The organism is Bdellovibrio bacteriovorus str. Tiberius (genome assembly GCF_000317895.1).
GTDB classification, from domain to species: domain Bacteria; phylum Bdellovibrionota; class Bdellovibrionia; order Bdellovibrionales; family Bdellovibrionaceae; genus Bdellovibrio; species Bdellovibrio bacteriovorus_F.
This window is the reverse complement of sequence record NC_019567.1, coordinates 3,625,316-3,651,538: the sequence shown is the minus strand read 5'-3', so window position 1 is coordinate 3,651,538 and position 26,223 is coordinate 3,625,316. Positions and strand designations below refer to the sequence as shown.

Sequence of the window (26,223 nt, the reverse complement as noted above, 5' to 3'; positions counted from 1 at the left end):
TTATTTCAACGGGGTGATGTGTTCATCGCCCGCTTTCCAGCCGGCCTGGCAAAGCTCGCCAGTCTGGCAGCCCTGAAGCACGCGCAGGATTTCTTTGGCGTCACGACCCACAGATGTATTGTGGATGCCCATGTACTGGATTTTTTGATCAGGATCGATGATGAAAGTACCGCGGGTCGCGATACCACGATCTTCAAACAGCACGCCGTAATCACGAGAAATACGTTTAGTCAGATCGGCCATCAGCGGATAACCCAGGTTGCCCAGATCATCACGCAACCAGCGTTTGTGAGAATGAACGGAATCCACACTGCAGCCAATAACAGTGGCGCCGGCATTCTGGAACTCTTTCAGGTGCTCGCGGAACTGAGTCAGTTCAGTCGGGCATACGAAAGTGAAATCCAGAGGATAGAAGAACAGGATCACCCATTTACCTTTGAAATCGTTCAGTGAAATATCTTTAACTTCACCGCCATCAAATACAGCCTGAGCTGCAAAGTGCGGAGCGGGTTGATTAATCATTGGCATAGATGTGTCTCCTTGCTATTAATTGATGCCTTTGATGGTGTGGAAACTCAAGGAGAAACTGTGAAAATCATCTCTTGGAATGTGAATGGAATTAGGGCTTGTCACAAGAAAGGTCTTCTTGATTTTGTGAACACAGAAAAGCCGGATATTTTCTGTATTCAGGAGACAAAAGCTCACATTGATCAGGTTGAAAACGAACTGAAGAAACTGACGTGGATGCATTCATACTGGTCCTCGGCTGTTAAGAAAGGTTATTCAGGCGTTGCGACTTTTGTGAATGAAGAACCCAAAAGCGTGGAATACGGCTGGGGCATTTCTGAATACCAGTCAGAAGGCCGAATCATCGTCTCTGATCACGGCCCTTTTGATCTGTACAACATCTATTTCCCGAATGGGGGATCTGGAGATGTTCGTCACAATTTCAAACAGCAGTTTTTGAAAGATCTGAATGTGCATCTGAAAGAAAAACTTGCGACCGGTCGCCAGATCGTTGTTGTCGGGGACTATAACGTGGCTCACGAGGCCATTGACGTCCATGATCCTGTCCGTCTGTCCAAAGTCAGCGGTTTCTTCCCGGAAGAGCGTGCTTGGTTTGATTCATTTGTGGACCTTGGTTTCATCGACACCTTCCGTTATTTCAAGCCGTCCGAAGCAAAGCGTTACTCCTGGTGGGATTATCGCCAAATGGCGCGCATTTCAAACCGCGGCTGGAGAATTGACTATATCTGTATCTCAAAAGGCCTTGAGAAATACCTGGCTTCAGCAGATATTCTCGACCAAGTTGAAGGCTCGGACCACTGCCCGGTCGTAGCCACTTTGGATATCTAGAAAAAGGGGTCCATAAATGATCATGATTCCATTTCCATTCATTATTGCAGAGCTGGTGATCTTTATCCTGGCCGCGCAAGAGTGGGGTTTCCTGAACACACTGGGCCTGTATCTGCTGCCATGCCTGCTGGGCTTTTTGATCATGACCACCGTAGGCCGCGTGGCTTTGATGAGCCTGCAAACCTCGATGATGCGCGGGCAGCAACCTGGTAATAAGATCCTGCATTCTGGCGCCTTGTTCCTATCAGGCTTGTTGTTCCTGATCCCAAGCTTCTTCGCCCGAGTGGTCGCCATCATTCTATTCATTCCAGGCCTGCGCCACCTGGCGGTTTGGAGATTCAAATCCTACATGGCCAAAAAAATGTCCCAAGGCTCAGCCCGAGTCTTTAATTTCGGCGGCGGACCTTTCGGCTTCGGTGCAGGAATGGGCGGCATGGGTAACGGCAACGCCAACAACGGCTTCCGCTACTACGAATTCAGAAATCAAGGCGGCGGCTTTGAAGAAGTCCGCGAAGAACGAGAAATCCAAGCAGAAGTGCTTGATGTCACCCCTCTTGAAATCACTCACGAAGACAAAGAGAGCAAGAAAGACTCTTAGTTTTGCGCCGGAGCTTGGAAGGGGGCCTTAGGTCTCTGCCGCTTCGGACAGTCCTCGCTCTTGGGGGTTTTCAGCTGGCTACCGCACGGGGTTTTTGGTTCGCTTGCGGAACTTGCGTCAGAGGCCTAAGGCCCCCTCCCAAGCTCCTTCGAACCTCGAATCTATCTTGCCCTCTTTGCCCCGATAGTTAATTCAATAGCAATGACATCTGTGTTTGGCGCACAAATAGGCGAGCTTCCCCAATTCAGAGGCCTTTGAAGGGCCTCTTTCTCCATGAACGAGAACCTCTCCAGGTTTTCACCCTACCTTGGGTTGTGTACACGTTGAGCGAAGCTCAAAGGACCCTCAGCAGCCTATTGAAAAAGATCGAGCAGCTTCTTAAGGACCTCAAGAACCAGCAAAACTAGCCTTAGGATCCGTTTAAAGCTTCTCAAAAAACGACGAACAGTAACTTGCGAAGTTTTGTTCGGCATTCGAACCTCCTCGGAAAGCGAAGAGGTTCAAATTCCATAAAAAGCGAAATGAGGAAGCTCATTTCGCTTTTTGCATTTCACAGACCACAAAACTCACCGCCCGAAGCAGTCTCATCGCGCTCCTGCGCAATTTCGCTCCAACCTAAAATGATCTGATTGTCCTACCAAGCTGTCGTTGTGGCAGAGGGAGGATAAAGACGAATCCGCCGCAAGTTCCGCAGCGAAAACAAAAAACGCCGGCGGAAGCCAGCGTTGATAGTGTAGAGCGAGGATGTGTTCGAAGCGGCGGGGTCGGCTTTAGCCTCCCTCTGCCGCATCCGGGAGCCTACTTGGTGGAAGAAACCACGCGCCCGTTTTTAGGTTGATTCGAAACAACTGGGCCGAAGTATTTGCGGAACATGGATTGACCCAAGTGCGCGGATTTTACTGTCCAGAATTTTTTGTTCACGGTGATGGCAGCAACGGCGATCTTGCGTTCGCCATCTTGTGCGTAGCCCACGAACCAGTCAGTGCGACCACGTGGGTTGTCGCCAGTCAGGTGACCGGTTTTACCGCCCATTTCGATTTCGCGGAATTTGCGGTCTTTGGTGATCGGGCGGAACGAACGGCGGGAAGTTCCTGCCAGAACGGTTCTTTCCATCAGCTCACGCACTTTTGCGGCGGATTCTTTGGTCATGATGTTGCCGTTGTTCAAAGTTGAACCCTCGTACAGGGATTCGCCTTGTTCATCGGTCACATTGCGCACAAGGTACGGGATCACAACTTGACCGTCGTTGGCGACAGCGGCAGCGATCATCGCGCCTTGAACCGGGCTCATGCGGTTGGTTTTGTTGTAACCGGAAGCCACTTCGGCCATTTCAAAGCCTTTGCCTGGTGGAACGTAAGCCACACCCATTTCAACCGGGAAGTCTGCGGGGATTTCCTGATTGAACATGAAGCGGTTGGCGTATTCGTTCAAATCTTCCGGGTGCAGGTTTTCGATGCTCAGACGACCGAAAGCGGTGTTGATCGAGCGGGCGAAGGCGTCTTTCAGGGTGATCACGTTGGTCCAACGGGTCACTTTGTCAGAAAGAACGTTTTTCTTGTACAAAGTGTAGGCGCCGCCGTTGTAGCGGATTTTGCTTTCAGGGCTGACGCCAGCTTTATCAACTGCCGCCGTGGCAGTGACAACCTTGAACACGGAAGCTGCCGGGAAGGTTGCTTGCAGATTCAGGTTCGGAGCATCGGCATCGTCACGCTGGAAGCTCGACATTACCAGAACTTCTCCGGTCATTGCGTCGATCATGAAGACCGCGCCGTAGTCAGGCTTGTAGGCTTTCAGCAGACGGTCGGCTTCGCGCTGAAGGGTGTCGTCGATGGTGTAGTTCATTTTCACAGCGTGTTCTTCGCCGTTCCATGGGATCTTAAGAGACTCTGGCAGATCATTGGCGCGAACTTTTTCACCGATGGCTTTCGCCAGCTGAGTGCGCTGTTCAAGTTGAGATTTGATTTTCTTGTGAGCTTGAACCTCTTGGCTGTCCGCAGAGGACGTAAAACCTAACAGAGAATAAAGGCCTACCAGGCAAGCTCCTGAAAAAACGAGCAGTTTTAGCAACTTATAATTGTTTTTAGATGACATTATTTTATGGTAGCACCAAATTTTTAACGCTTTCAAGGGCATTCTCAGAAGAAGTCACTGGAAATGCCATTCTGGTGCGCTTTTCAGGCCTATTCCTCGTGACTCTCGAGGGGACTTGGACTAAAGACTAATAAGCATGAAGACTAAAGAACGTATTCTCGTCACCTCCATCGAACTCTTCAATCGCAGCGGCGTTGTGGCTATCACAACAAATCACATTGCGAAAGCCATGGATATCAGCCCCGGCAACCTGTATTTCCACTATGACAACAAAGAAGAGATCCTGATCGAGCTGTTTAAGAGAATGGCGAAAGAGACCTACGATGTCTGGCGCCCCAGCCGCACCAAGAAGTCGACTCCGCTGGTCTTCATCAGCGACAACTTCGAGCTGTACTGGCGCTATCGCTTCTTCCACCGCGAAATGTACGCCCTTCGCCGCCGTGACCAGCAACTGGCGAAGATGTGGAGAAACCACATCCAGAAGATGATGAAACTGATGGTCATCCTTTACCGCCAGTGGGTGAAGGACGGCAAAATGGTGAAAATCGCCGAAGTCTCTGAAATGCAGTACATCGCTGAATCCCTGCTGGCGATGGCGACGACCTTCCTGCAGTTCTTTGAATCCGCTGAAAAGCAGCCCGGCAAGCGCAGTATCGAGCGTGGTAAACGCCACGTGGCCCGTCTTCTGCTGCCGTATACTTCTGGCGAAACAAAGAACGAGTTTGAAAAATTTCTAAAGTCCTAGCCCAAAATGTCACCTGAGAGCGAATATAAGCCGTTCTCAGCTGGCAGACTCATTGCTTTAGTTCAGAGTCATAACGAAAGGCTCTGACATGAAAACCATCGCCACATTCTTCGCAGTTATTCTTTTTGCATCCAACTCGATGGCGGCTTCCCAGTGTGCAGAGCTTAAAAAAGAACTTCAGGCCATGCAGAAGGCTCAGGCTCAGATCATGGCGAGCCTGGTGAACAATCACGAGACGTTCGCTTCTTCTTTGGAGGAATACTCCATCACGATGAAAACAGCCAAGGGGTTGACTGTGAAAGCCGTGTCTAAAGAGATGGATCAGTCAGCTCAAGCCTTCCGCACGCGCGGAGTTCAGGGGAAAAAGATGGCCACACAGCTTAACGCCGCAACCGGGGATTTGCTGGCGCGTGTGGCTTCTTGTCTTAATTAGTCTTTATATATGCCTGTGGGGCGCTTCTCGGGGGAGAAGCGATCCTGAATCGTGCAAGGCGACCTCTTAGCAGGTCGCCTTCTTTATTTTCGGGCCTTGATCAATTCCATATAAGCCACTGTCAGTCGGCAAACTCGCTTCAAACTGAGAATCTTAGAGTGAAAAAGCCCCTTTCTATTTTCATTTCATGAACCCAGGGCTAGAATTCTAACGCGATGCGTGTTTGGGCGGGCGATCTAATCAAATTTGGGATTATAATTGTAAGAAGATGACTTGGAGGCGGGTTTGTGAGGTCAGCCGGTATGGCGCTCCCATGGCCGCAGTCAGGGATTCGTCAGGGTTTACAACGCTTTATTTAATTTTAAGTTAATGTAAGATTTTATGCTTGCAAAAATTACAGGTCTAGAACTTAATAGGTCAGTTCCAAATTGGCACTTAAGCTGGAAGGAACTCGAGGGGGCAATATGGCTATCTCTGAAAAGCTGGTGACTGAATGTCGCACAAGGCTTTTGCAATCGAAGCAGGACATCCTCAACAGAGTGAAAGAAGCTCGATTGAACTTGGACCAGAATGAGGAAAAGGGCGGCGATGAAGGCGACCAAACGGTACGTGTCCTTGCTGAACAAGAATTCCTGAGCATGCATGAAAGACTGCGTGGTCAACTGATGGAAATCGAAAGCGCCTTGGCTCGCATTGAGGGCGGCACGTTCGGTTACTGCGAAGAGACTGAAGAGGCGATTGAGCCTGAAAGACTTCGCGCTATTCCTTGGACTCGCCTAAGCATCGAAGGTGCTGAAATTCGCGAATCCATGAATAAACGCTACGCTCGCGGCTAAACCGTCAGCTCAAACGTATTTGATTTAGTATTATCTCGAGGGGATTAGAGGGGATGCCTGCATTACTGCGCGCATCCCTTTGTTTTTTTGAGATTACCTGTAAATTTACCATGACTTAACTCGTTGCGTTGGTTTTGAGGTGGGGCTGTGCTAGAACGCCTTCATCAAAACAACCAAGGAGTTAAAAGATGAAAGTTCTTTCCGCTGTGGCTGCATTGTTGGTGGCCTCTTCCGCTCAAGCCTGGAGCAGCAAATATGTAGACGTTGTAAACGGCCGTACTGTGGCTGTTAAAGCTGTAGATGCTTCCAATCAGGATGGCATCGTTTCTTTGCGCGTGGTTGTTAAGAACCAGGCTTTGAATCTGATCGATCCAAAAGGTGTTGTGACTTCAGAACAAGATGGTTTCACTTGTGATGTTGAGCGCGTGATCCTTTTGAACAGCTCTTATGATTCTGCTTCCAAAACTTATACTCAGGATTATGAATTGAAAGTGTCCTGGACACCGGGCGCGGACTGGAGCTCTTGCACAGTTCAGGTTCAACACCCTTCTTTGAATAACAACAGTGTTGTTCTTTATGTTGAAGGTGCGACGACGTCCCCTATCGAAGACGACTATCGCGATCTTTACTAGTTTCTTGATCTAATAAGTATTCTTGGAAAAGCCGGTTTTAAAATAAACCGGCTTTTTTGCTTTCAGCACTTGGGTTCGTGGCTGCTTTTAGGCGAAGCTGTCCGGCCATGTCGTTTTCGAAAGAAGAATCTGCACCATGGCTTCAAGACCCTTTTGATCTTCGCTGTCGAACCGGCTTAAGACCGGAGCATCGACATCCAAAACCCCCAGCAGCTTTCCGTTATGAATCATCGGCACGACGATTTCGGACTTGGAGGCAGCATCACAGACGATGTGACCCGGGAACTGATCCACATCCGCAATCAGCTGGGTCTGCTGCGTTTTTGCGGCCGTTCCGCACACACCTTTGCCGATTGCAATGCGCGTGCAGGCTGGCAGTCCCTGGAAAGAGCTTAACAGCAATTCGTTGTTATGAAGCAGGTAAAACCCCACCCAGTTGATCTGGGGCAGGTGTTGTTTCAGCAGGGCTGCGAAGTTTGCCAGATTCACGAACCATTCTTTTTCAGCCATCCCTTCTGCTTCCGAAAGCAGTTCTTTATAGAATTTGGTTTTGTCTGAATAGTTGATGGACGTGTGCTGTTGCATAGCTATCTCCGCTGAGTGGACCGTTTCTGAAAGGCATTCCATACTGAACGGGCCGTAACGCCGATGGGGCGGTTTTTGGGCCGGACCAAACATAGCTCAAGATGGGTTTCAGAAGCGATGGATTTATCAATCAACACCAGATTTTTTTCTTTGGTGCATTCGCTTTTGGCGATGCGGCCCCAGCCGACGCCGCCTTCGATCATTTTCACTTTGGTGTGGTGATCGGGGACATAAATTTTATGTCCGGGTTCTTTGCTGGTTTTGCGAATGGTGGCATCGGGTTTTTCGTTGGATTGATTGCTATAGACCAGAATCTGGGGGTGCTTTGTCAGAAATTCTTTTGTCGGTGTGCGCTTTTCCTGCAGCAGGCGGCGCGAAACGGCGCTGACCAGCACGACGTCTTCCAGAAAGATGCTTTCAAGGTCCTCGCTGTTTCTGGGGGCGGGGGCGATGGCCAGGTCAATCTCGCCATCCAAAAGGCGCTGATAGCCGCCCTGAAGGATCGACTTGGTGATGACCAGATTCACCGGCAGCACGGGGCGCGCGCATTCCAGAGCGATCAGTTCCAGCACTTCGGTGGATATCAGTGGGTCCGCTGAAATATGCAGTTCGGTATCGGCTTTGTGGCGTCCCAGTTCGATACCCACGCGGGCTGTGTACTGTGCGGATTCCAGGGTGGCTTTGGCCACGGCATAAAACGCCTGGCCTTCCGGGGTCAGCTTCACTTTGTATTCGGAGCGGTCAAAGATGGTCAGGCTTAGCTCGTCTTCCAGGTTCTTAATAGCGACGCTCAGGGCGGGCTGGGAGCGGCCGACCTTGTCGGCGGCGGCCCGGAAGCTGCCACATTCGATGACGGCTTTGACGAATTCCAATTGGTCTAAGTTCATGGGTCCTCAGTGATAAATAAAAGCTATCAAGATGATAAAATATTTCAATTTTTATTTATCGTCTGAAAGCCGTAAAGTCTATTACGAAAGACAAGCATGACTTTTAAAAAAAGGGAGCAACATATGATTCAGGTAAGAAAATCCAACGAACGCGGTCTGGCACAACACGGATGGCTGAACTCCAAACACACTTTCTCTTTTGCCGAATACTATGATGAAAACTTCATGGGTTTTGGTCCTTTGCGTGTGATTAACGAAGATCGCATTGAAGGCGGCACGGGTTTCGACACCCATCCTCACCGTGATATGGAAATCATTTCTTATGTGATCGACGGCGAGCTGGCACACAAGGATTCCATGGGTAATGTGGCCGTGATCAAACCAGGCGAAGTGCAACGCATGAGCGCGGGAACGGGGATTCGTCACTCTGAATATAACAACATCCCGGGCAAGGAAACTCACTTCCTGCAAATCTGGATCAAACCGGACAAAGTCGGGGTAGAGCCAGGTTACGCGCAGAAAAACTTTGCTGACAGCTTCGGTTGCAGTGATTTGATTCTGGTGGCTTCGCACAAAGGACGTGGCGGTTCCATCACCATGAATCAGGATGTGGACATGTATGTGGCAAAAGCCCAGGATGCGGGTGAAAAAAATCACAAGACCTATCCGCACAGACATCTGTGGGTGCAGGTGATTAAAGGTGATGTGCAAGTGGATTCAAAATCTCTGACAGCAGGTGACGGTGCGGCGATCACCGACGTGGAAACACTGAAGCTTTCCTGGGGCAAAGGGGCAGAGTTTATTCTGTTCGACATGCCTTAGTCGGAAAGCGATGTGATGAAAATAAAAAAAGCGCCCTCGTTGAAGCAACGGGGCGCTTTTTGTTTTTGAAAATTAAAGACCGTGTTTGGCCATGCCTTCTTTCAGCATCTGGCAGCCTTCTTTGTAAGTGTCAGAGCTGATTTGCTGGATTTCGTTCTGAACTTCGGCTTTACAAGTCACGCCCGCATAGGCCGGGAAAACCTTTTTACATGCGGCATTTGTGGCTTTCATTTGTTCCAGAATTCTTTGTTCGTTCGGGTAGCCACCAAGCAACATCTGCAAATGGCTGAATTCAAGTACTACGGTATTATATTTAGACACGAATTCTTGAGTACAGTTGCCGTCAGCATCCACGGCTTGGGCTTTGGCATCCGCCTTGGAATCACTGCCACCACCGCCGGCACAAGCAGTCAGCATTGTCATAAGAACAGCAGCGCTCAAAATTTTTGTAGTTTTCATTTAAATCCCCTTTGTTTCCCGTCCCAGCTTTCAGAATCTGGAACTAAATTTTAGAAAAACAGCGGGTTTTTTCCGTCCCCGCTGCGGTATCCGATATGGACGACTCGCGGAGACGTAAAAGCAATGGCAGTGCCAGGGGGTGTGTAAGGAATTAGAACTTACGGATCAGGCCGACAACGATCCCGCGGATTTCCACCTCATCAGGGGTGTACCACATGGACTTCATTGTCGAATTGGATGGACGTAGTTCCACCATCTTATCTGCGTCCCCAGTTTCCGGGCGGGGGCGCAGATAGAAGCGTTTCACCGTGGCTTCATTATCTACCGTTGCCACAATGATATCGCCGTTGTTGGCGGAATTTTGTTTCTGAATCAAAATGATGTCTTCATCAAAGATCCCGTCTTCGATCATGGAATCGCCCTGCACCTTCAGCGCAAAGGATTTGGAAGGATTTTTGACCATGGAAGGGGGGACATCCACGAACTCGTCGTGTTTGATGGCTTCAATAGGTTGGCCGGCCGCCACTTTCCCAAGAAGGGGAAGTGACAGGATCTCGTCACGAGCCTGGAGGAGCTGAGTGCGAGGAGACCCTGTCTTCGTCGAGACCGTTTTTGATTGCAGCTGATCCTGAACCGCCGAAGCGGAGTGGAGCACCTGAATGGCTCGCTTCAAGTTCTGGGGATTTGAGATATATCCCTTGTTCGTCAGCTGCTTCAGATAATTCTGAACCGAGTTGAACGAAGCCAGACCGAAGTGATCCTTAATTTCTTGATATGACGGCGAAACTCCTGAACTTAAGATGTGCGCCTCGATAAATTCGAGTACGGATTTTTCTTTAGGTGTCAGTGGTGGGAGGGGCGTTTTCATCGTCATAACTTACATACGAACTTACAGTGTAAATTATATGTAAGTCAATAGCCTATTTTCAAAAAAAGAAAGGACCAGCCCTTGGGCCAGTCCTTCGTCGGTTTTCGTGCTGGAAGCGGGTTCTATTGCTTCTCGGGCGCTTTGCCGGCCTCGTCATGCTTTGGTGCCGGGCCTTTGTGCGCTGGGCCGTTTGAAGGGCCATGATGGCGGCGGGAAGCATCCACCAGCTTTTTGGTCGCCGGGTCCACGGGTTTATCAACAGCTTTCAGGATTTCAGCGATACGGTTCAGGTTCGTTGCCCAATCCGTGAAGATGATCTGGTTGGCAGCCGCGTTCACATTCATCTCGCCATCACGGGAAGGCAGGATGCGCAGATCACGATTCAGATCCAAAACAGAAACGTGCTTCAGCGTCGCCACCCAAGTGTACATGCGCTGCGGGGATACCGATGGAACTTCAGAACTGACTTCGATCAAATCACGCTGCACATTGCGTGCGGCTTTTACCACCATTACATCGCTCTGCTTGCTGATAGCAAAGCCATTGGTGGCAAGGGCGATGGAAAGCTGATTGAAAGCTTCAGCCGGTTCAAGCGGCTCTTGATTAAAGATTGAAATAGTTCCGCGCACGCCTGGATCAATAATAAATTTCTGACCCGTGGCCTTCGAATAAATTTCGATCACCTTGGTCAGTTCTTCTTTATTGAAATACATTTTGATTTTGTCGGCAGCAGACGCCTGGGACAAGGTCACAGCAGAAACAAACAAACTTGAGATAACGTACTTAAGCATGGATCCTCCTAGCGCTGTTTAGGCTAGGAGACCTTCCAAAGACGGGCAAGTCCAGCTTTACAGCAGACCTGCCACGCAAGATGCCAGCGCTTGTTCAGCGTAAGGGGACAGGACCATGCGGACTTGGTTGTCGCGAGTTGTGGATTCGGTATAAAGATCGCTGACGTCGTTCATATGTTCGATCAGGCAGCCGGCCTTTTCAGATTTGATTTCCATTTTGACCAGGCACTTTTTATTGCGCACCGAGCAGCGGATATCGTTGTAGTGAACTCCTTGGGTCAGGTTTTCCTGATTCAGGGTTGCCAGCAGCGTGGTCTCGTCTTGAGACGACAAAAAGGCCTGGGCAGGAGATGCTGCCAAAGCCATGATTGCGGCAAGTGCGATAGTGATTTGTTTCATAGAAGCCTCCTTGTTTCTAACTATGCTTCGAGAGCTAGTTGTAACAAGCAGGACATCATAGGTAAAAGGTATATAAAGAATTCAGATATGCACGTAACGAATGTTACTCGTTACGTGGGCATTCTTTCTTTTCGTCCTTACAGACCGGTTTGATATCGGCAATCACCGGCTGTGACTCGGAAGCCACTTGGCGGGTGATCACAGGGATCGGTGTGGAGTTTTTGGCGTGGCTTACTGGCGCCATCGAGCAGTTTTGATAAAACAGTATCACGACGGGATTGATTACCAGCATCGCTACGAAACTAAAACTACCTCTATTCAACATACTTGCCTCCACACTGAGTCCTAATGGTCACACCCTTTCTTTTACGGACGAAAGCCTGCAAGACTTTAGTCAATTTGTAAGGATTCTCAGCTTGATTCAAAAAAAGCCACTTTCTCATCTTGAGAGAATTGCCAGACACAGCGATAATGATTGCTGAGTGGTTAAGAGGACTATGAAAGCATTAATTTTTTCCGCGATCCTTATGACAGTTGTTGGGGCGAAGGCGAATTTCCCTGATCTTCAGCAAGACTGTATCAATGAGCTCAAAAAATTTCCTGGCGCTTGGGATGACAAGCTTTTGCATCAGGCTTGTGCCAAGGTGCAAATCGACACTCAGTGCGTGAGTGCTGAGGGGAAGCCGATTTTTCACTATGAAAAGATCTCTTCCACACCAGGGGCGAAAAAAGTTCTGGTGTTCAGTATGATTCACGGGGATGAAACGCCGGCAGGCACCGTGGGCCGTTACTGGATGGAGCGACTGGAGGGCATTGACCCGCGCAATTCCTGGCGTGTGATTCCGGTGTTGAACCCGGATGGTGTGAAATACAAAACCCGCTATAACGCGAACAAGATTGATATCAACCGCAACTTCCCAACAAAAGATTGGGATGCAGGGGCTTTGACCGCGTGGAGACGCTCTACCGGATCTAATCCGCGTCGTTTCCCGGGTAAAGAAGGTGGCAGTGAGCCTGAAACCAAGTGCGCGATGAAGCACCTGGGTGACTTCCAGCCGGACTTTATTGTGTCAGTCCACACGCCGCTAAAAGTTTTGGATTACGACGGACCGAAAGTGAAGGCACCGCCAAAGTTTGATTACCTGCCTTGGAAATCCCTGGGGAACTATCCGGGGTCCTTGGGTCGTTACATGTGGGTGGAGCGTCAAACCCCGGTGCTGACGATGGAACTAAAGGACAATCTGCCGCCGAACCTGACGCCGTTTGAACAGCTTCAGGATATCATCGGGACGTTGGTGAAATACGAAACGTCTGCCGAGCAAAAAAAAGAGGAGACTTCCACAGCCTCCTCTCCAACTAGCTTTTTACCTGTCGCCTTGGAACACTAGTTCCAGGGCTTTCTAGAAATCACTGATAGAATCTTCAAGACCCGCGAAATCAATGAACGGGTTTCTGTTACCCTGCATTTTGTGGATCTCGTCGTTGCGGCTGATTTCTTCGTCGTCGATCGGATCTTCTTTGGACCATTTACGCAAAGTTGCTTCCTGACGGGAATCAATTGGCATGTCATATCTTACAGAGAAATAGAACAAAGCGCGAGCCACATTGCCGCGGTGATTTGCCGGTGGCATGAACACGTCAGCTCCACCCTGGGAAGCGCGACCGAAGCGGGATACTCTGCACTTCAAAGGCTTTCTGTCCTGAACAACTTCACCGAATGGGTTGTTGCCGCGGATAGAGTTCATTTCATTGTCAGTAGGGTACAAGTGGTGCATGTCAGCTTTCTGCATGCTCTTGTTGTGGCGGCCAGAGAATTTGGATTGTGGCCATGTGTGTTCAGTGTTCACGATGTTGCCATCCGGAATTCTGCCCGGAGCCGGAGCATTGCCGCCGCGGAAGTCAGCAGCGCCGCGGATGGAATCACAGTAAACGTCTTTCACTGCATATTCGCCGTGACCTTCATCAACCAAATAGAAAGAACCCAGAAGGAAGGTACGGGCACCGTCGTAACCCAAGGAAACGTGCTGATAGCAGTTGTCGCCGTTGCAGCCGTTAACGATTTGGTCGTAGCTGCCGTTCACACGAAGGTGGAAACTGCGAAGGACAAACTGAATGTTCTTTTTCAGATCGTCGTTGGAAATTCCAGTCGCCAGATCGTGGTGGAATTTTTCGCCATAATAAGGAACATCGCCGGAAGAAGGAGCTGCAAAAACGATTTGGCCACAAAGCGTGGACACCAGCACCAGAAGAGAAACTGCGGTCAACTTCACAAAGAACCTCCATAGTCAGGCATTTGAGGTGCCTGGTAGAAACGCTGCGCCCTATTCGCAACATATACGGGGAAACACAGTGAAGTTATTTCTAAAGAATCTGTGGTTGCAACAACTTAATGAAAACCAACCGTTTACAAACAAATTTGCGCGGCGCGGAGGTGTCATATTCGACAAATTATCGGAAACAGGGCGTTTTTCAGCCCTGTTTTTTAAGATTTTTTCAGAAAACTCTCTGACATTTCAGGCGCAGGTCCCAGGATTTGTTCCAGTCGTTCTGGAAAAGCAAAGCCGGTTCGCGGGATTGAATGACAAGGCGGGCTTGCAGGGATTGTTTATCCAACTGCAATTGATTCAAGACATCCAGGGTGTGCAGCAGGGAAGACCCTTTTTCCAGGGCGTTCATTTGCAGATACTTTGCGGATTCCTGCATTTCTTCACCGGCCCACGCGTGGATGTAGGTGGAGTTCAGGAACTTTGTGTGAAGACCTTCGGATTTATTATAAATGTTCTCGTACTGGGAAAGCGGGATGTATTTCAGTTCGGCCTTGGCGTAGCGCTGGCCATCACGGTAAGGCACCGAACCAATGCAGACTTCGATTTTGTGCATTTGCAGTTTGGAAAGATCTGATTTCGTGACTTCGCAGGCATAACCTTCGTCAGCGGGCCAGTCAGATGTCAGAAACTCTTGGCAGTTATGGGCCCAGGACAGGGCAGGGAACAAAAGCATCGCAAGTACAAGCAGGTGGTTCATGGGTACTCCTGTGCAGGAACATAGCAAAAAACAGAGGTGGGCGACAGGGGCAGGGATCCAAGGTGAAAAACTTTCCCGTGATTCTTGTCGCTGCCAAGGCGTTATGGAATACTGCGAATGTTTCTGGAGGGGTTTCTTGGTTAAGTATTTGATGATGGAGATTGAAAAGTCCCAGTTGCTGAAGGCTGAGCACGACAACAACAGCCTGGTGCTGGATCTGGAGTGCATTCTAAGTGTGGTGGATGAAACCACCGATGTTCTGGAAAGAGCCAACAACAGTGTCACCACGAAGATCATCGTCAGAAACCCGCGCCTGAACCGCGTGCCGCCTGTAGGTTATGTGTCTGAAGGGCAGCTGGAAATCGACGACAAACCAAAAGGCTTCCTGCCACTGAATCTGGAATACAAAGGCGACTTCCGCCTAAGCCTGACCCTCGGCCCGGATGAATTCGAGACCGAAGGGGATGAGATCATTATCAAGACTGAGAGTTCGGAGATTCCGTCGGGGTACCGTAAGATTCCCGCGATGGGGTGGTAGGACAGTCTGAATAGTTCTATTTTTCTTGAAGAATACAAATAAGCAATCCAGCGATAAGAGCACTGTGGCGACCTTCAGTCGGACGTTTTCATGTTCCGTTGAATTCAAATAGTTCTTCAGGGGCTCCGAACAAGCCGTGACTATCTTATTATGAAATCATCTCGGTGTTCTCGCTCAGAATTTTTTTTAAGTCTTATGGAAATAATTATACAGACAATCCCAATCACAAAACTTAGAGCTAAACATATCATAGATATCTTTCGGCAGTTGCCAGATTCAGATTGGCAAATAATAAGTTGCTCTACTTGAGGGGAACCGAAGAAATAAGATAATAGGCAAAAGTAAATAAGTGATGCTCCACCAAGGACCCCACACATACTTCCGATAATATCAGCGCGACCTTGCGGTAAATCCTTCTTTGGCCCTGATGGAACAATATTTTTCATCCTAAAAATCCTTATATTCCTGGTGCGAATTTCAAAAGGTCACAAATACTTTTTCCGCCATAATTCACCGCCCCTGTCATAATTGCAGGAAGCGCCGCTTGTGCCATACGCAGTTTTGAGAGGGTGGATTCGAGATCAAGCTTCCTAGCGCCTCCGTCTTTGGGGCAAAGCTGATCAATGGAGCTGAGTTCTTTCTCTAAGGATTGTATATCCTCAGTGATTTTCAACGCAACCTGCTTGCCTATTGAGTCCGCGACAATAGGCAACCCCAAATGACATAAGCCCGATAAGATTGGCCCAGTGCCGCTCGCATCAGCGAAGTTCACGGGATCGTTTTCCACATACCCAAACAAATTCGTGTCACCGCCTTTAAATAGAATCGGGTCCTTGCTCGTCCACCGACCAACCTCTGGATCATAATCTCTTGCGCCAAACCTAACAAGCTTAGTGTCGTGATCGACTAGTCCCCCGGCAAAACCAATAGGTTGGAAGTCTTGATTTGAGTCGAAAGTGATTTTTCCTAACTCCGTATAATCAAGGCGTTGCGCAATTGTTCCAAGAATTGCCTCCACGATCAGTCGAGGTGAGCCAAGGTGATCCTTGAGGAACTTATATATTTTACCATCTATGATTAAGTATTCTGGAGAATTTGGGGAATTTAGGTAGACAAATTCTTTCGCTGTTTGGCTGTGGTGAGTATAGTCGACAGCAATTCTATGTCGGCCTTCATATATACGTTCATAGACTAGCTTACCATCTTTATGTGATGCAATTCTTCTTCCGTAGAAATCAAGAGAATATTTAAGGTTAGATCCAATAGATGTGTGCACTGCCTTCAATTGCCCAAAGGAATCGTGAACGAATTGGGAAATTTTCCCAATGGCGGATTCGGCGGAAGAAAGTTCTCCATTGGCTGTGTATTTAAAGAGCTGGCCATTGTATGAGATCATTCGATCTTGATCGTCAAATGTCGCGGTGAAGGGGGTGCCACTATGGGATCCTGATGTACGGTTCCCATTGCTGTCATAGATATAGGTGCTGGTGACGCGGCCGTTCTTTTTGACTTCGATCAATCTGCCTGCACTGTCATAGGTATAGCTGTATTGGGTTGTTACACCTTGTATAGTTTCACTTTTTCCGACGATTCTGAATGCTAGGTCCCTTTCTAGGGCGTATGAATATAGAGTTTTTACTGGCAGGTTTGGAATTTCTAGCCTTGCTTCGTACGTGTGAATATTTCCATAGGTATCATAAGAAAGTGTTTCCTTAATATTGTGCAGACTAGTCCCAATAGGGCGACCAGATGATTGATCGTAGGTAATCGTGAGATCTCCAACCTGTGCAATCTTACCGTCGAGACGATAGGATGTGTTGATTCGATTAGTTTTAAATTTATTTCCTTCAATTATTCGGGCGTTTCTTTGGTTCTTCTTGTTGTAGTCAAAGAGGATTTTTGTTGTACCGATGAAAGGACTAAATTGGGTCTCGCTAGTAGTATTGACTCCGCCATAAGCAAATGAAGTTTGTACTCCATAGATAGACAAGGCGCTTTTGATTCTGTCCGAGTTTGGTTCGTACGTATACGACTGCTTGCCTGACGGGGTTACTATCTCTTTTAGAAGTCCGTCCGTATCCCCATAAATATATTCCAACCTTTGGCCATCCGGTCGAATGATCGCGGTAAGCTGCTTGTCTAGGTTATATTGATATTGAGTATTCTTGTAGCCGCCACCTAGGGGGGCGGGCGGAACGTACGATTCCATTAGGCCAAATTCATTGAAGCTGAAAAGATGAATTGGTCTGCCTGGGGGGGTGATGCCAGTTTGGTTTCCGTCAGCATCGTATGAATACAAAGTGGTTCTGTTGTCCGGAGTGGTTTCTGATGTAATACGGCCTGTACTGTCGTAAGAAAATGTAGTAGTTTCGTTGCGTGCATTAGTGATCGACTCGAGGTATCCGCTTAAACTGTAAGTATAGCTGGTTGAGTTCGCGCTACCTTGATACGTGTTAGTAAGTCTTCCTTGGTTGTCATATACCATGGTAACTGGGGTGTCGCTTCCTAGTTGAGTCTGAATAGGTAACTCATATTGATTTATTTTGGTTTTATAGGTTGCTCCATTTGGTGATGTGGTGGTGTACTCCAGGTTCTGCTTGTTGAAGACTTCAGTGTAAATCGCGCCATCTTTATTGGTAGAGGTCGTAATAGTATTGTAACCGAACGGCTCTGTAAGAGGCCATGGGGAAATCGTACGATTGATTTCTGTGCGATTCTCCTTTTCATTTGTGGTGAATATCTGCAGATATGTTCGTTTTTGCGCGGCTCCAAATCGCTCATCGTACTTTGTTTTTGTGTGTTCTCGATAATGGGGCGTGATTGTATCTGTAGAGTTGTCGGTATTTTCGACTGTCGTCGTGTGGTAGCCGTAAGGTGTTAATTCTGTTTGTTTGTGCTTACCGGCTGCTAGTCTCTCAGAGCTGAACTCTGTAGCTCGGTTCAATGCACTTTTCTTTACAATGTACTCCACATAATCACTTGGGACCGCGGAAAAGGATTGTGAGTTTCCTGCAGCGCCTTTGTCTAAGGTTAACTTTCCAGATGCATTGAATGTGAATTCTGTTCGTCTGCCGCTTGGTGTTGTAAAGGTAGAAATGAGGTCCGTATTGCTATGGTAAGTTATGGAATACGTCTCGTTGTTCGGATTGGTAATTGAAGAAATAAGATTGTCAAGATTCACCGTTATGTTGGTTACTTGACCGTAGGGTGCCTGAATTTCGCTTAATACTCCATTGGATCGTGTGAAGGTGCTGGTGTTGCCAAATGAATCTACGATTTCTGAAAGATAACCCGAGCTATAGTTGAACGTGTACTTGGTGTATCCGGTTAATGAGCTGCGTGTGCGAATATGTCGTCCCGATGTATTGAAAACATAGACTTCATCTCCCTCAACAACGTTGTAGTTTCCAGCTGAGTCTGTATATGCAGTGACGTGTTTTATTTGACCGGTTCCGGTGAAGAGTTTTTGCTGTGATACGCTGTAGTGATGTACTAGCGAGACGGTCCATCCGTGTGGATTAAAGGAAGACAGGTGATTGACGTTGGTGTACGGGACTACGAACTGTGGGGCGTGGTCAGAGGAGTAGTACATAGAAAACGGTGCGCCCACGACGGGGACTAACTCACTCACAGACTGACTGGAAACTTTAATGATCGAGCCTTCGTTGCATTTGGGGTTGTTGGGTGGTTCTTGGTAGTTCTTAATTTTTCCACTTAGTTGGTATATATGGTCCTTAGTGACTGGACCGCTGTTATCAACCCCATGAAATTTGAATGAAAAGGTCGCATTAAAAAGGCCATCATCGAGAGGGGATAAAGATGAGAATAGAAGAACATATCCGCATGTAGAGCCTCCTGGGACATCCCCATCACAGGAATTGCTTTTAATAGTGAATCTATCAGAGCCCGTAATCTGGAAGTTTGTAAATTGAGCCGTTCCAACCCCAATGACTTCCCAGATCATTGTTACTTCAATTTCCTGATTGATAAACATGGATCCAAAATAGATGTTACTTTTCGGGGAAAGAACCAATCCTTTACTAGTGGTCGTTTCCACTTCCCGGATGAATAGTTCTTTTGCAAGAGCGTGATTGCAGTAAAGAAGTGAAGTCACAAAAATAATTGAAATCCATTTCATCATAAGACGTCCTCATAAATACGAATCTGTTTTTCAAAGGTAAACAGTAGTTACTTTTGTTTGCTGGCTCAAGACTCTTTAATGGAACTAGTAGATGGTCCTGCGTCATGTAAACAAGTTTTCTTGATAAACATAAAATCATTTGACGCAATTCTGTTTCATGACGAATCGTAGGCAATCAGTAATTGTTTTATGGAGGAAGTGATGCTGAAGGGACTCATTGCGACGTCTTTGCTACTTTATAGTGGTTCGAGCTATGCAAAGGCGCCAACAAAAAGAATTTATTCGCAGTCGACTGAAAAAGTGTCTTATGCGATCTCAAAGTTCAATACTCAAGACAATTTTACCATTGCGAAGATTCGATATTCTCCCGCGCAGCCGAAGCAAGGAGACAAGGTCACAGTTCTCATCGAGCTATCAACAGATTTTGAGTCTAATAAAAGAATCAAATCGGGTGTGACTGCAGTAGTTGGCGGTCAGAAACTGAAGCTTTCTCGCCGAGCCGGGACATTGTGGACTTCACTTCCAATTACTGTTCATCAAGAAGGTAAGTTGGCTGTCGAGGTTAGCGGCTATCTCGAAGACATCGAAGCCAATAAGACGCTCCAAGAGTCTCTTTTGGCGCTTCAGGCGGAAATTGCTAAGTTGACTGCCGAGCATCAAAGAGAGACCGATCCAGTAAAAAAAGGTCAGTTGCAAGCCGTATTGGAATCTAAATTGGCGCAAAAAGTTGATTTAGAAAATATGATCGAAGCCTCCAAACGTCCAATCACCCAGAAAACAGATACGCTTCTTGTATTGAAGCAAGATGCGCCTAATACGACATATCCGAATCTGACGGGGTGTGTGCCTGATGCGGGTTCTGTTTCTGGCGGAACTGAGGTAGTGCTGAGTGGTGCAAATCTGCTAGGTACGACATCTTTGCAGATTGGGGAGACTGTCATCGAAGAGTCCCAAATGGTTGTGGGGGATGGAGAGATCACATTCACTATGCCGGGTCTGTCCAAAGGTATCTATGACATTATTCTAAATAAGCAAGTTGCCGGTCAATCAGTGAATACGATATTGCACAATGCTTATTACGCAGGGGACATTTCTTCTGTTGGTAGCTCTGGGCCCGTCGCATTTGCCGGGTATCCCAAGACAACCACCTCTGAGGTTGGGGTGATGTTGGATGGCTCCATGTCTTACGGGGCCCCCGGAGAGACCTTGTTCTACGATTGGAGTGTACAATCTCGTCCCGTTAATGCAGACCCTGCCGAGGGGCAAATTACGAATGGCTACGGAACAGCTACTCCTACCTTCATGGCAATAACTGAGGGAACATACGTAGTATCTCTGGTTGTCTACAGTGGTACTACGCAAAGTAAACCATCTTGGACTACAGTTACCATCGGTCCAAAAGCAGGAATCAGCGTTGTTCCTAGTTCAATCGTTGGTACTTTTACTAAGGACAAGCCGTATGTCGGGATGTTCAAAATATGTAATAACCTTGAGCAAGATGGCGACTATCAGGTTTACCTAAAAGACATTGTCCTTTTAATCGGTTCCAATCGTGGGACTATTCTTAGGAACAGTTGTTTAAGCTTTCAGTTTATTAGTTATTGGAAGCAAGACGGACTTTACTCAAGTATTCCCGTCGTTATGAAGACTCCGCAGGCCTTTGCTACAAAAATTGACCTCAGCTTATATTCCGGTTCAGAGCCCACGCTCACTATGCATACCGTTTACAACGAACATCAATGGATGGGTGAAACTAACGTGGAGATGATCGCAAACTCTGGAGTGGTTCCCGTAAATGGGGTCTATGACGAGGATAGCCTTACAAAATTTGAACTTAGAAATAGATCATCGCTTGAAATCTATGTATCTACGCCACCAGACTTTACGTATATCGATGGTACTAGTGGTGTCTTCGAGATGGACATGGGTAGCGGCGTGGTTGTGCCGGCTGAGGGCAGTGCAGATGTTTATCTTAAAGTGAAGCAGAATGGGAATTTTGGGGTACGAAATTCATCCTCAGCTATGTTGACGTGGAATTTCAGTTCTCTGGCGAATAATTCTGTTTCTACAGTGGTTGAAACTCAGAAACTGCCAAGCCTATACAATCCTTCAAAGTTATTGGATTTTGGTGACGTTGAGGAAGGAGCAACCTCTGCGCCCCTTGTTATCAACATTATGCAGGACTTCTACTCTCTATCTACCGGGCAGTGGCTGACTGAAGTCGAAGATGTCGACGCAGATTTGCAGGGATGCTTTGAGGCAGACGGAGAATTCTGGCCAGGCTTCCCATTCTCTGTCGGCAATAATGACAAGATTAGCTCCAGTTCCATAGATATACGGACATATTTTAAGCCATATATTGACGGGCTTTGTGAAGGGTCGCTTGCATTTAAATTAAGAGGATATCAAACACCAATTCTATATCCGCTGAAAGGGAACGGGATTATCCCTTAGGAGAGTTGAAGATGAAAAAAACAATTTTTGCGATCATGACATTCCTTGCAACCGCGGCATTCGCAGATCCGCAGTTTATTGAACTTAAAAGTGGCAAAACACAATACGTGGTCGGGGAGAGAGCGGTTCTTCTTGCCTCGGTAAGAACAAGCCCAAGCGATCCAGCGACTGAAGTTCACTTGGAGGCGACTTGGAATACGGATGCCATTAAGTTAACAAAATTTTCTGACACTGAATTTGCTGTGGTTACGCCAGTTCTGCCCGATACAAGCCCATATCACTGGGAAGTAAAGGCCTACCTTCAGAATCGTGCATCGGCTTTAAATTTAAACTCCAGTATTGCTCTTCTTCAAAAGGAAAATATCCTTTTAAGTCAAAAGCATAGCTTGGAGACTGATCCCGAGAAGAAAGCACTGTTGCTTCAGGCAATTTCCGAAAACGAAGCATTAATATTGGGCTTGCAGACTCAACTGCAGCAGGGGCGAACTTTGTTGGAGACGAAGGAGCTCTATGTTTACCCGACCCAAGTAAAGAAAGGGCATAGACTGTCTTCGCCGTTGCAGATTTCAACGGATAAAGTTGATGATGTATTTGTTGTCGGGGAAAGTGGAACTGTAACATTTCAAGTTAATCCGTCTGAAATGACGGAGACCTATGAATTTGTATCAGAAGTAGAGGCAACACTGGGGGCTAGTCCTATGGTCCTTGTTAAGAATTCTGATCTTAATTATCAATCAAGTATTGATGGTTCAATGCTAACAGTTGGCTCCCACGCGATTTCAGCGTCCTTATTTATCCGAAATAAGCGAGACGCTAATTCGCTCCTGGATGCAATTGATAAAGCCGCATTAATGAAAGCAAAGAACGAACAGCTACGTGATGCAGAAACAAACACAGCACTGATTGCATATTACCAACGGGAGGTTGATGATCTAACGGCTATTATCTCGGCCTTCTATGCCGTTTATGCTGATATGAAAATTTTTGTTGCAACCGCGAATTTGACTATTGAAGTCGTTGAAATTTCGCCGGTTTATATTGATCAATCCAATATTTACGCCTATGAAAATTCAAGTGGATCTTACTCTGTAGCCCTTACGACAGAGCCGACTGCGAACGTAACAATTGTTGCGAGCTCACCAAGTTCGCGTGTGACCTTCTCGACGAAAAATGGACGATCCGCGCAGATGTCTCTGACATTTACTCCTAGTAATTGGAGCACACCTCAGCAAATTTTATTTACTACCGCTGATAATTCGATAGTAGACGGAACTGAGGCTATTAAGATTACTCATACAGCATCTGGTGGAGACTATGAAGGCGTACGTGTTCCTGATGTGTATGTTCACGTCATGAATGATGATTATGGTAGCATTCTTTTCGATACCTCACAGGCGGATTTGTCATTGGATGGAACACCAACTCAGTATGGTGTTTCTTTGAGTGCCGAGCCTATCGGTGTTGTCCAAGTCACAATCGACACGACGATTTTGCGAGTCAACGGACAGAACGGGTTGCCGGTTGTACTAACATTTAGTCCCTCTGATTGGAATCAAGTACAGTATGTATCTGTTGAAATCCCACCGGGCACAGACCTGTATCCGTACACATACCATTATCTGGATCATCTCGCATCCAGTGCGGATGGCTATGATGGCGTCCAAGGAAGTATGGTCTTTTTAATTGTACCGTAATGCTTAGTAACGGCTAAAGATAGCTTTAGAATGGGGCCATTGGCCCCATTTTTTGCTGTTGCAAGATGCCGTGGTTCCCACTATGTCTAAAGTCTTTCCATGCTTATTTAACGATTAGTTCTAGGCTGACCTTGGTTCGGGAGTCTTCCGCGGAGGGCGGGAACTTCATCGCCTTGATTTTGGAGATAATGCAGTCCTCAAATGCAGGGTCCTTGAAGTTCATATCGCGAACACGCGGATTTTTAACAAAACCATCTTCATTTTGAATCCAAACAAGCGTTGCCCCTCCATCCAGGCCCGGCGATCTCTTTACTGCATCTTGAATGCATTCTTGGAAAAGGGCCTGATTTCGATCAAGAGTGCGATTTGTTGCTTTTTCCGTAGCCTCTAAGCGCTCTTCGCGTGTTGGTACATTTGAACAAGAGGTTAGAGCTAACGTCAGCAGGGCGATGAGAACTGTTTCTTTCAATCAAGACTCCTCGAGGGGGCATTTAGATTTTTCATTTTCGATGATCTATCAGGGCGGGTACAGTCAAATAGCAGTGAAGGAAAAAGGCTGCGGGAATATTTCCGGCAGCCTTTGGGTGTGTCTCATTAGTAAGCGAAAATCTTTTTAATGTCTTTGTCGATCTCGGGTGTGATTTCGACTTTTAAGGCCCCAAGGTTTTCCTGCAACTGTTCGATGCTGGTCGCACCTAAGATCACGCTGCTGACGCCCGGTTGGGCGGCGGTCCAAGCCAGTGCCAACTGCGTGCGGCTGCATTCCAGTTTGTCGGCGATGCCTTTAAGTTCCCACACGCGCTGACTGTTCTTTTCGGTATAGAAGGTGTCCTTCAGCCAGTCGATACGCGACAGGCGGCCTTCGCTGACGCCTTTGTCGTATTTTCCGGTCAGCATGCCAGATGCTAACGGAGACCAGGTGACCAGGCCCATGCCGTGTTGTTGGGCTTTGGGTTGCACGTTGGTTTCAAACTTGTCGCGCACTAACAGATTGTACTGGGGTTGTTCGACTTGCGGTTTGTAGTATCCGCCCTTGTCGCAGACATCCATGGCTTCCTGAATTTGCTCGGCGGTCCATTCGCTGGTCCCCCAGTACAGAATCTTTCCGTGATGAATGAGGTCATCCATGATGCGCACGGTTTCTTCCACCGGGGTTTCCGGGTCATAGCGGTGGCAGAAATAAATATCCAGATAGTCCGTGCCGATTCGTTGCAATGACTTGTTCACGGATTCCAGAATGTGTTTGCGGGAAAGTCCCTTGTCGTTGATGTCTTCACTCATCGGCCAGAAGACTTTCGAGGAAATCACCAGCTCGTGGCGCGGGAAATCTTTTAAAGCTCCGCCCATGATGCGTTCGGATTCGCCTTTGGCATAAATGTCGGCGATGTCGAAGAAATTGATTCCGGCTTCGTAAGCCAGGCGCAGAATGCTGCGAACGGAAGTGAAGTCTTTGATGGTGCCACCAAAGGTGGTCCATCCACCCAGAGAATAGGTGCCGATTTTAAGACCGCAACGGCCAACGCTGCGGTAAGGCATATTGGGATTGAACATCAGGGCCTCCTTGCAGAAGCCCCATTATCTTAATTGGGAATTGCATGTTGCAAGGATTGATTGATTTTGCGGGCAGGGCAGTGCTGGTTGACGAGGAGTAGAGATGAAAATTCAAAGATAAGCAAAATCAACAACTTACACGTTTAAATTCTTAAAAATAGCTAATTTATAGAGATTGCTCTAGAGTTTGAGCTAAAGTCGAGTTATAGTAAAATCAACAACTTACAGATTTAAACTCTTAAAAAATGGAATTTTGTGGGATCTGTTGAACTCGAGTATAGCAAAGCAAAAATTGATCGAGCGGGCGAACTACTAAAGAGCAAATCCGGCTCGGATGAGGAAATTGCAAGTGCTTTGGAAGTGCTATCAAGTTGGCGCGCCTATCATGCGATTCCCTTGGATTCTTTTGCGGCGGTACTGCGACAGCGAATTCAGAAAATCAGCGATCGAGCGATTGCTGCACAACGGTTGAAAAGAACGCCTTCCATCCTGCTTAAGCTTTCCAATCACAAAACAATGAGATTATCCGCCATGCAGGATATTGGCGGCTTAAGAGCGATTTTGGAATCTACCGAAGAAGTGTATGAGTTGCTCGGTTTGTACAAGAGATCCAAGTCTAAGCATGCGCTGTTTTCTCTTGATGACTATATTGAAAACCCAAAGCCGGATGGTTACCGAAGCATTCACTTGGTTTACAAATTGTCTAAGACCCCGAGTCTTTTTTTGGAATTGCAATTCAGATCCCAGTTGCAGCATATCTGGGCGACGGGTGTCGAGGTGTTTGGAACTCTTCAGAACAGTTCGTTCAAGTCGGGACAAGGCAATCGCAGGTGGTTGGAGTTTTTCGCTTTACTGAGTTCAGTGTTTGCGATCAAGGAAAGTAAGCCGATTCTAAAAGCTCATAAGGAAATGTCAAAGCTTGAACTGATAGAGAAAGTTCAAAAGGAAATCCGTGAGCTGCACGTGATCGAAAACCTCAGCGTATACACTGCTGCTTATAAAACGATTTCAAAGAGTTCTTCGAAGGGTAGAAAAGGTCACTATAGTTTAATTCTGCTTAATTCGCGGGAGAACACAATCTCGCTCGAAACTTATGGCGCGAGTCAGTTTGATGCCGCCGTCCAGGCGTATTTGGATCTTGAAAGAAAATACTTTGAAGACACATTGATCAATGTGGTTTTGGTAAATACGGGAGATTTGAAAAAACTAGAAATGAGTTATCCGAACTATTTCATGGATACAAAAACACTGGTACAGAATCTTTCCCTGATTATGATGGGAAAATTTTTCTGATGTGTTTGTGGGGCCTCCTTGCTGAA

At 47.3% G+C, this 26,223-nt stretch carries 26 protein-coding genes and 1 riboswitch; of the genes, 12 read left to right on the top strand and 14 right to left on the bottom strand.

Features of this window, described 5'->3' with window-relative positions:
* Positions 1-528, bottom strand: a complete 528-nt coding sequence (locus tag BDT_RS17215) for a peroxiredoxin (RefSeq protein ID WP_041578031.1) — start codon at positions 526-528, stop codon at positions 1-3.
* Between the two features lie 60 nt (positions 529-588).
* Here BDT_RS17215 and BDT_RS17210 point away from each other — a divergent pair, with 60 nt between their 5' ends.
* Together BDT_RS17210 and BDT_RS17205 are read left to right on the top strand one after the other, a co-directional pair.
* Complete coding sequence (locus BDT_RS17210; protein WP_041578029.1) at positions 589-1,356, top strand: exodeoxyribonuclease III; 768 nt, start codon at positions 589-591, stop codon at positions 1,354-1,356.
* A 16-nt stretch (positions 1,357-1,372) separates the two neighbouring features.
* Positions 1,373-1,954, top strand: a complete 582-nt coding sequence (locus BDT_RS17205) for an FxsA family protein (protein ID WP_015092515.1) — start codon at positions 1,373-1,375, stop codon at positions 1,952-1,954.
* Positions 1,955-2,752: 798 nt separating this feature from the next.
* Here BDT_RS17205 and BDT_RS17200 read toward each other — a convergent pair.
* On the bottom strand, positions 2,753-4,045 hold the full coding sequence (locus BDT_RS17200) for a penicillin-binding transpeptidase domain-containing protein (protein ID WP_015092513.1): 1,293 nt from the start codon (positions 4,043-4,045) through the stop codon (positions 2,753-2,755).
* 136 nt (positions 4,046-4,181) lie between these two features.
* On the opposite strand from BDT_RS17200, the gene BDT_RS17195 reads away from it, so the two are divergent.
* The 4 genes from BDT_RS17195 to BDT_RS17180 all read left to right on the top strand — a co-directional run bounded on the left by BDT_RS17195 (position 4,182) and on the right by BDT_RS17180 (position 6,691).
* Complete coding sequence (locus tag BDT_RS17195; RefSeq protein WP_015092512.1) at positions 4,182-4,790, top strand: TetR/AcrR family transcriptional regulator; 609 nt, start codon at positions 4,182-4,184, stop codon at positions 4,788-4,790.
* A gap of 88 nt (positions 4,791-4,878) precedes the next feature.
* The gene (locus tag BDT_RS17190; protein WP_015092511.1) at positions 4,879-5,223 is read left to right on the top strand and encodes a hypothetical protein; all 345 of its coding nucleotides are present in this window, start codon (positions 4,879-4,881) and stop codon (positions 5,221-5,223) included.
* A 464-nt stretch (positions 5,224-5,687) separates the two neighbouring features.
* On the top strand, positions 5,688-6,059 hold the full coding sequence (locus BDT_RS17185; RefSeq protein WP_015092510.1) for a TraR/DksA family transcriptional regulator: 372 nt from the start codon (positions 5,688-5,690) through the stop codon (positions 6,057-6,059).
* Between the two features lie 188 nt (positions 6,060-6,247).
* Positions 6,248-6,691 carry a hypothetical protein gene (locus tag BDT_RS17180; RefSeq protein ID WP_015092509.1) on the top strand — a complete coding sequence of 148 codons (444 nt, stop codon included), beginning with the start codon at positions 6,248-6,250 and terminating at the stop codon, positions 6,689-6,691.
* Positions 6,692-6,778: 87 nt separating this feature from the next.
* Here the strand turns inward: BDT_RS17180 and BDT_RS17175 are convergent, their stop codons facing one another.
* Both BDT_RS17175 and BDT_RS17170 read right to left on the bottom strand, forming a co-directional pair.
* Complete coding sequence (locus tag BDT_RS17175; RefSeq protein WP_015092508.1) at positions 6,779-7,276, bottom strand: GAF domain-containing protein; 498 nt, start codon at positions 7,274-7,276, stop codon at positions 6,779-6,781.
* A 2-nt stretch (positions 7,277-7,278) separates the two neighbouring features.
* Positions 7,279-8,163 (bottom strand): LysR family transcriptional regulator, encoded by an 885-nt coding sequence (locus tag BDT_RS17170; protein ID WP_041578026.1) that lies wholly within the window; start codon positions 8,161-8,163, stop codon positions 7,279-7,281.
* 123 nt (positions 8,164-8,286) lie between these two features.
* On the opposite strand from BDT_RS17170, the gene BDT_RS17165 reads away from it, so the two are divergent.
* A complete protein-coding gene (locus tag BDT_RS17165) occupies positions 8,287-8,985 on the top strand; it encodes a pirin family protein (RefSeq protein ID WP_015092506.1) in 699 nt (232 codons plus the stop codon).
* A 72-nt stretch (positions 8,986-9,057) separates the two neighbouring features.
* Here BDT_RS17165 and BDT_RS17160 read toward each other — a convergent pair whose 3' ends face one another.
* From BDT_RS17160 to BDT_RS17140, 5 genes are all read right to left on the bottom strand, one after another.
* Positions 9,058-9,444: a hypothetical protein gene (locus BDT_RS17160; protein ID WP_041578024.1), complete on the bottom strand. Its 387-nt coding sequence runs from the start codon at positions 9,442-9,444 to the stop codon at positions 9,058-9,060.
* A 151-nt stretch (positions 9,445-9,595) separates the two neighbouring features.
* Positions 9,596-10,312, bottom strand: a complete 717-nt coding sequence (gene lexA, locus BDT_RS17155; protein WP_235046182.1) for a transcriptional repressor LexA — start codon at positions 10,310-10,312, stop codon at positions 9,596-9,598.
* Between the two features lie 122 nt (positions 10,313-10,434).
* Positions 10,435-11,103: a general secretion pathway protein GspD gene (locus BDT_RS17150; protein WP_015092503.1), complete on the bottom strand. Its 669-nt coding sequence runs from the start codon at positions 11,101-11,103 to the stop codon at positions 10,435-10,437.
* Between the two features lie 57 nt (positions 11,104-11,160).
* Complete coding sequence (locus BDT_RS17145; protein ID WP_015092502.1) at positions 11,161-11,502, bottom strand: hypothetical protein; 342 nt, start codon at positions 11,500-11,502, stop codon at positions 11,161-11,163.
* Between the two features lie 103 nt (positions 11,503-11,605).
* Complete coding sequence (locus tag BDT_RS17140) at positions 11,606-11,827, bottom strand: hypothetical protein (protein WP_148278880.1); 222 nt, start codon at positions 11,825-11,827, stop codon at positions 11,606-11,608.
* A 172-nt stretch (positions 11,828-11,999) separates the two neighbouring features.
* On the opposite strand from BDT_RS17140, the gene BDT_RS17135 reads away from it, so the two are divergent.
* On the top strand, positions 12,000-12,890 hold the full coding sequence (locus tag BDT_RS17135; protein ID WP_015092500.1) for a M14 family zinc carboxypeptidase: 891 nt from the start codon (positions 12,000-12,002) through the stop codon (positions 12,888-12,890).
* A gap of 12 nt (positions 12,891-12,902) precedes the next feature.
* On the opposite strand, the gene BDT_RS17130 is transcribed toward BDT_RS17135, so the two are convergent.
* Positions 12,903-13,772, bottom strand: coding sequence for an endonuclease I family protein (locus tag BDT_RS17130; protein ID WP_015092499.1), 870 nt, complete (start codon positions 13,770-13,772; stop codon positions 12,903-12,905).
* Positions 13,765-13,862: riboswitch (purine riboswitch) on the bottom strand. It overlaps the preceding gene by 8 nt.
* A gap of 133 nt (positions 13,863-13,995) precedes the next feature.
* Complete coding sequence (locus tag BDT_RS17125) at positions 13,996-14,526, bottom strand: hypothetical protein (RefSeq protein ID WP_015092498.1); 531 nt, start codon at positions 14,524-14,526, stop codon at positions 13,996-13,998.
* Between the two features lie 136 nt (positions 14,527-14,662).
* Here BDT_RS17125 and BDT_RS17120 point away from each other — a divergent pair, with 136 nt between their 5' ends.
* On the top strand, positions 14,663-15,064 hold the full coding sequence (locus BDT_RS17120) for a hypothetical protein (RefSeq protein ID WP_235046181.1): 402 nt from the start codon (positions 14,663-14,665) through the stop codon (positions 15,062-15,064).
* Positions 15,065-15,521: 457 nt separating this feature from the next.
* On the opposite strand, the gene BDT_RS17115 is transcribed toward BDT_RS17120, so the two are convergent.
* Complete coding sequence (locus tag BDT_RS17115; RefSeq protein ID WP_015092496.1) at positions 15,522-19,205, bottom strand: RHS repeat domain-containing protein; 3,684 nt, start codon at positions 19,203-19,205, stop codon at positions 15,522-15,524.
* 201 nt (positions 19,206-19,406) lie between these two features.
* On the opposite strand from BDT_RS17115, the gene BDT_RS17110 reads away from it, so the two are divergent.
* Both BDT_RS17110 and BDT_RS17105 read left to right on the top strand, forming a co-directional pair.
* Positions 19,407-21,659, top strand: coding sequence for an IPT/TIG domain-containing protein (locus tag BDT_RS17110; protein WP_041578022.1), 2,253 nt, complete (start codon positions 19,407-19,409; stop codon positions 21,657-21,659).
* Positions 21,660-21,670: 11 nt separating this feature from the next.
* Positions 21,671-23,353, top strand: coding sequence for a hypothetical protein (locus tag BDT_RS17105; RefSeq protein WP_015092494.1), 1,683 nt, complete (start codon positions 21,671-21,673; stop codon positions 23,351-23,353).
* Between the two features lie 103 nt (positions 23,354-23,456).
* On the opposite strand, the gene BDT_RS17100 is transcribed toward BDT_RS17105, so the two are convergent.
* Together BDT_RS17100 and BDT_RS17095 are read right to left on the bottom strand one after the other, a co-directional pair.
* A complete protein-coding gene (locus tag BDT_RS17100; RefSeq protein WP_041578020.1) occupies positions 23,457-23,822 on the bottom strand; it encodes an AgmX/PglI C-terminal domain-containing protein in 366 nt (121 codons plus the stop codon).
* Positions 23,823-23,947: 125 nt separating this feature from the next.
* Complete coding sequence (locus tag BDT_RS17095) at positions 23,948-24,904, bottom strand: aldo/keto reductase family protein (protein WP_015092492.1); 957 nt, start codon at positions 24,902-24,904, stop codon at positions 23,948-23,950.
* 255 nt (positions 24,905-25,159) lie between these two features.
* Between BDT_RS17095 and BDT_RS17090 the strand changes: the two genes are divergently transcribed.
* Positions 25,160-26,197, top strand: coding sequence for a RelA/SpoT domain-containing protein (locus BDT_RS17090; RefSeq protein ID WP_015092491.1), 1,038 nt, complete (start codon positions 25,160-25,162; stop codon positions 26,195-26,197).
* The last annotated feature ends 26 nt before the right edge of the window (positions 26,198-26,223 follow it).

Coding starts and splice junctions, on each gene's coding strand:
- BDT_RS17125 (WP_015092498.1), bottom strand. CDS start 14,526: ATGAACCACCTGCTTGTACTTGCGATGCTTTTGTTCCCTGCCCTGTCC.
- lexA (WP_235046182.1), bottom strand. CDS start 10,312: ATGAAAACGCCCCTCCCACCACTGACACCTAAAGAAAAATCCGTACTC.
- BDT_RS17175 (WP_015092508.1), bottom strand. CDS start 7,276: ATGCAACAGCACACGTCCATCAACTATTCAGACAAAACCAAATTCTAT.
- BDT_RS17190 (WP_015092511.1), top strand. CDS start 4,879: ATGAAAACCATCGCCACATTCTTCGCAGTTATTCTTTTTGCATCCAAC.
- BDT_RS17215 (WP_041578031.1), bottom strand. CDS start 528: ATGCCAATGATTAATCAACCCGCTCCGCACTTTGCAGCTCAGGCTGTA.
- BDT_RS17105 (WP_015092494.1), top strand. CDS start 21,671: ATGAAAAAAACAATTTTTGCGATCATGACATTCCTTGCAACCGCGGCA.
- BDT_RS17135 (WP_015092500.1), top strand. CDS start 12,000: ATGAAAGCATTAATTTTTTCCGCGATCCTTATGACAGTTGTTGGGGCG.
- BDT_RS17195 (WP_015092512.1), top strand. CDS start 4,182: ATGAAGACTAAAGAACGTATTCTCGTCACCTCCATCGAACTCTTCAAT.
- BDT_RS17115 (WP_015092496.1), bottom strand. CDS start 19,205: ATGATGAAATGGATTTCAATTATTTTTGTGACTTCACTTCTTTACTGC.
- BDT_RS17205 (WP_015092515.1), top strand. CDS start 1,373: ATGATCATGATTCCATTTCCATTCATTATTGCAGAGCTGGTGATCTTT.
- BDT_RS17185 (WP_015092510.1), top strand. CDS start 5,688: ATGGCTATCTCTGAAAAGCTGGTGACTGAATGTCGCACAAGGCTTTTG.
- BDT_RS17200 (WP_015092513.1), bottom strand. CDS start 4,045: ATGTCATCTAAAAACAATTATAAGTTGCTAAAACTGCTCGTTTTTTCA.
- BDT_RS17110 (WP_041578022.1), top strand. CDS start 19,407: ATGCTGAAGGGACTCATTGCGACGTCTTTGCTACTTTATAGTGGTTCG.
- BDT_RS17180 (WP_015092509.1), top strand. CDS start 6,248: ATGAAAGTTCTTTCCGCTGTGGCTGCATTGTTGGTGGCCTCTTCCGCT.
- BDT_RS17095 (WP_015092492.1), bottom strand. CDS start 24,904: ATGTTCAATCCCAATATGCCTTACCGCAGCGTTGGCCGTTGCGGTCTT.
- BDT_RS17150 (WP_015092503.1), bottom strand. CDS start 11,103: ATGCTTAAGTACGTTATCTCAAGTTTGTTTGTTTCTGCTGTGACCTTG.
- BDT_RS17160 (WP_041578024.1), bottom strand. CDS start 9,444: ATGAAAACTACAAAAATTTTGAGCGCTGCTGTTCTTATGACAATGCTG.
- BDT_RS17140 (WP_148278880.1), bottom strand. CDS start 11,827: ATGTTGAATAGAGGTAGTTTTAGTTTCGTAGCGATGCTGGTAATCAAT.
- BDT_RS17165 (WP_015092506.1), top strand. CDS start 8,287: ATGATTCAGGTAAGAAAATCCAACGAACGCGGTCTGGCACAACACGGA.
- BDT_RS17145 (WP_015092502.1), bottom strand. CDS start 11,502: ATGAAACAAATCACTATCGCACTTGCCGCAATCATGGCTTTGGCAGCA.
- BDT_RS17170 (WP_041578026.1), bottom strand. CDS start 8,163: ATGAACTTAGACCAATTGGAATTCGTCAAAGCCGTCATCGAATGTGGC.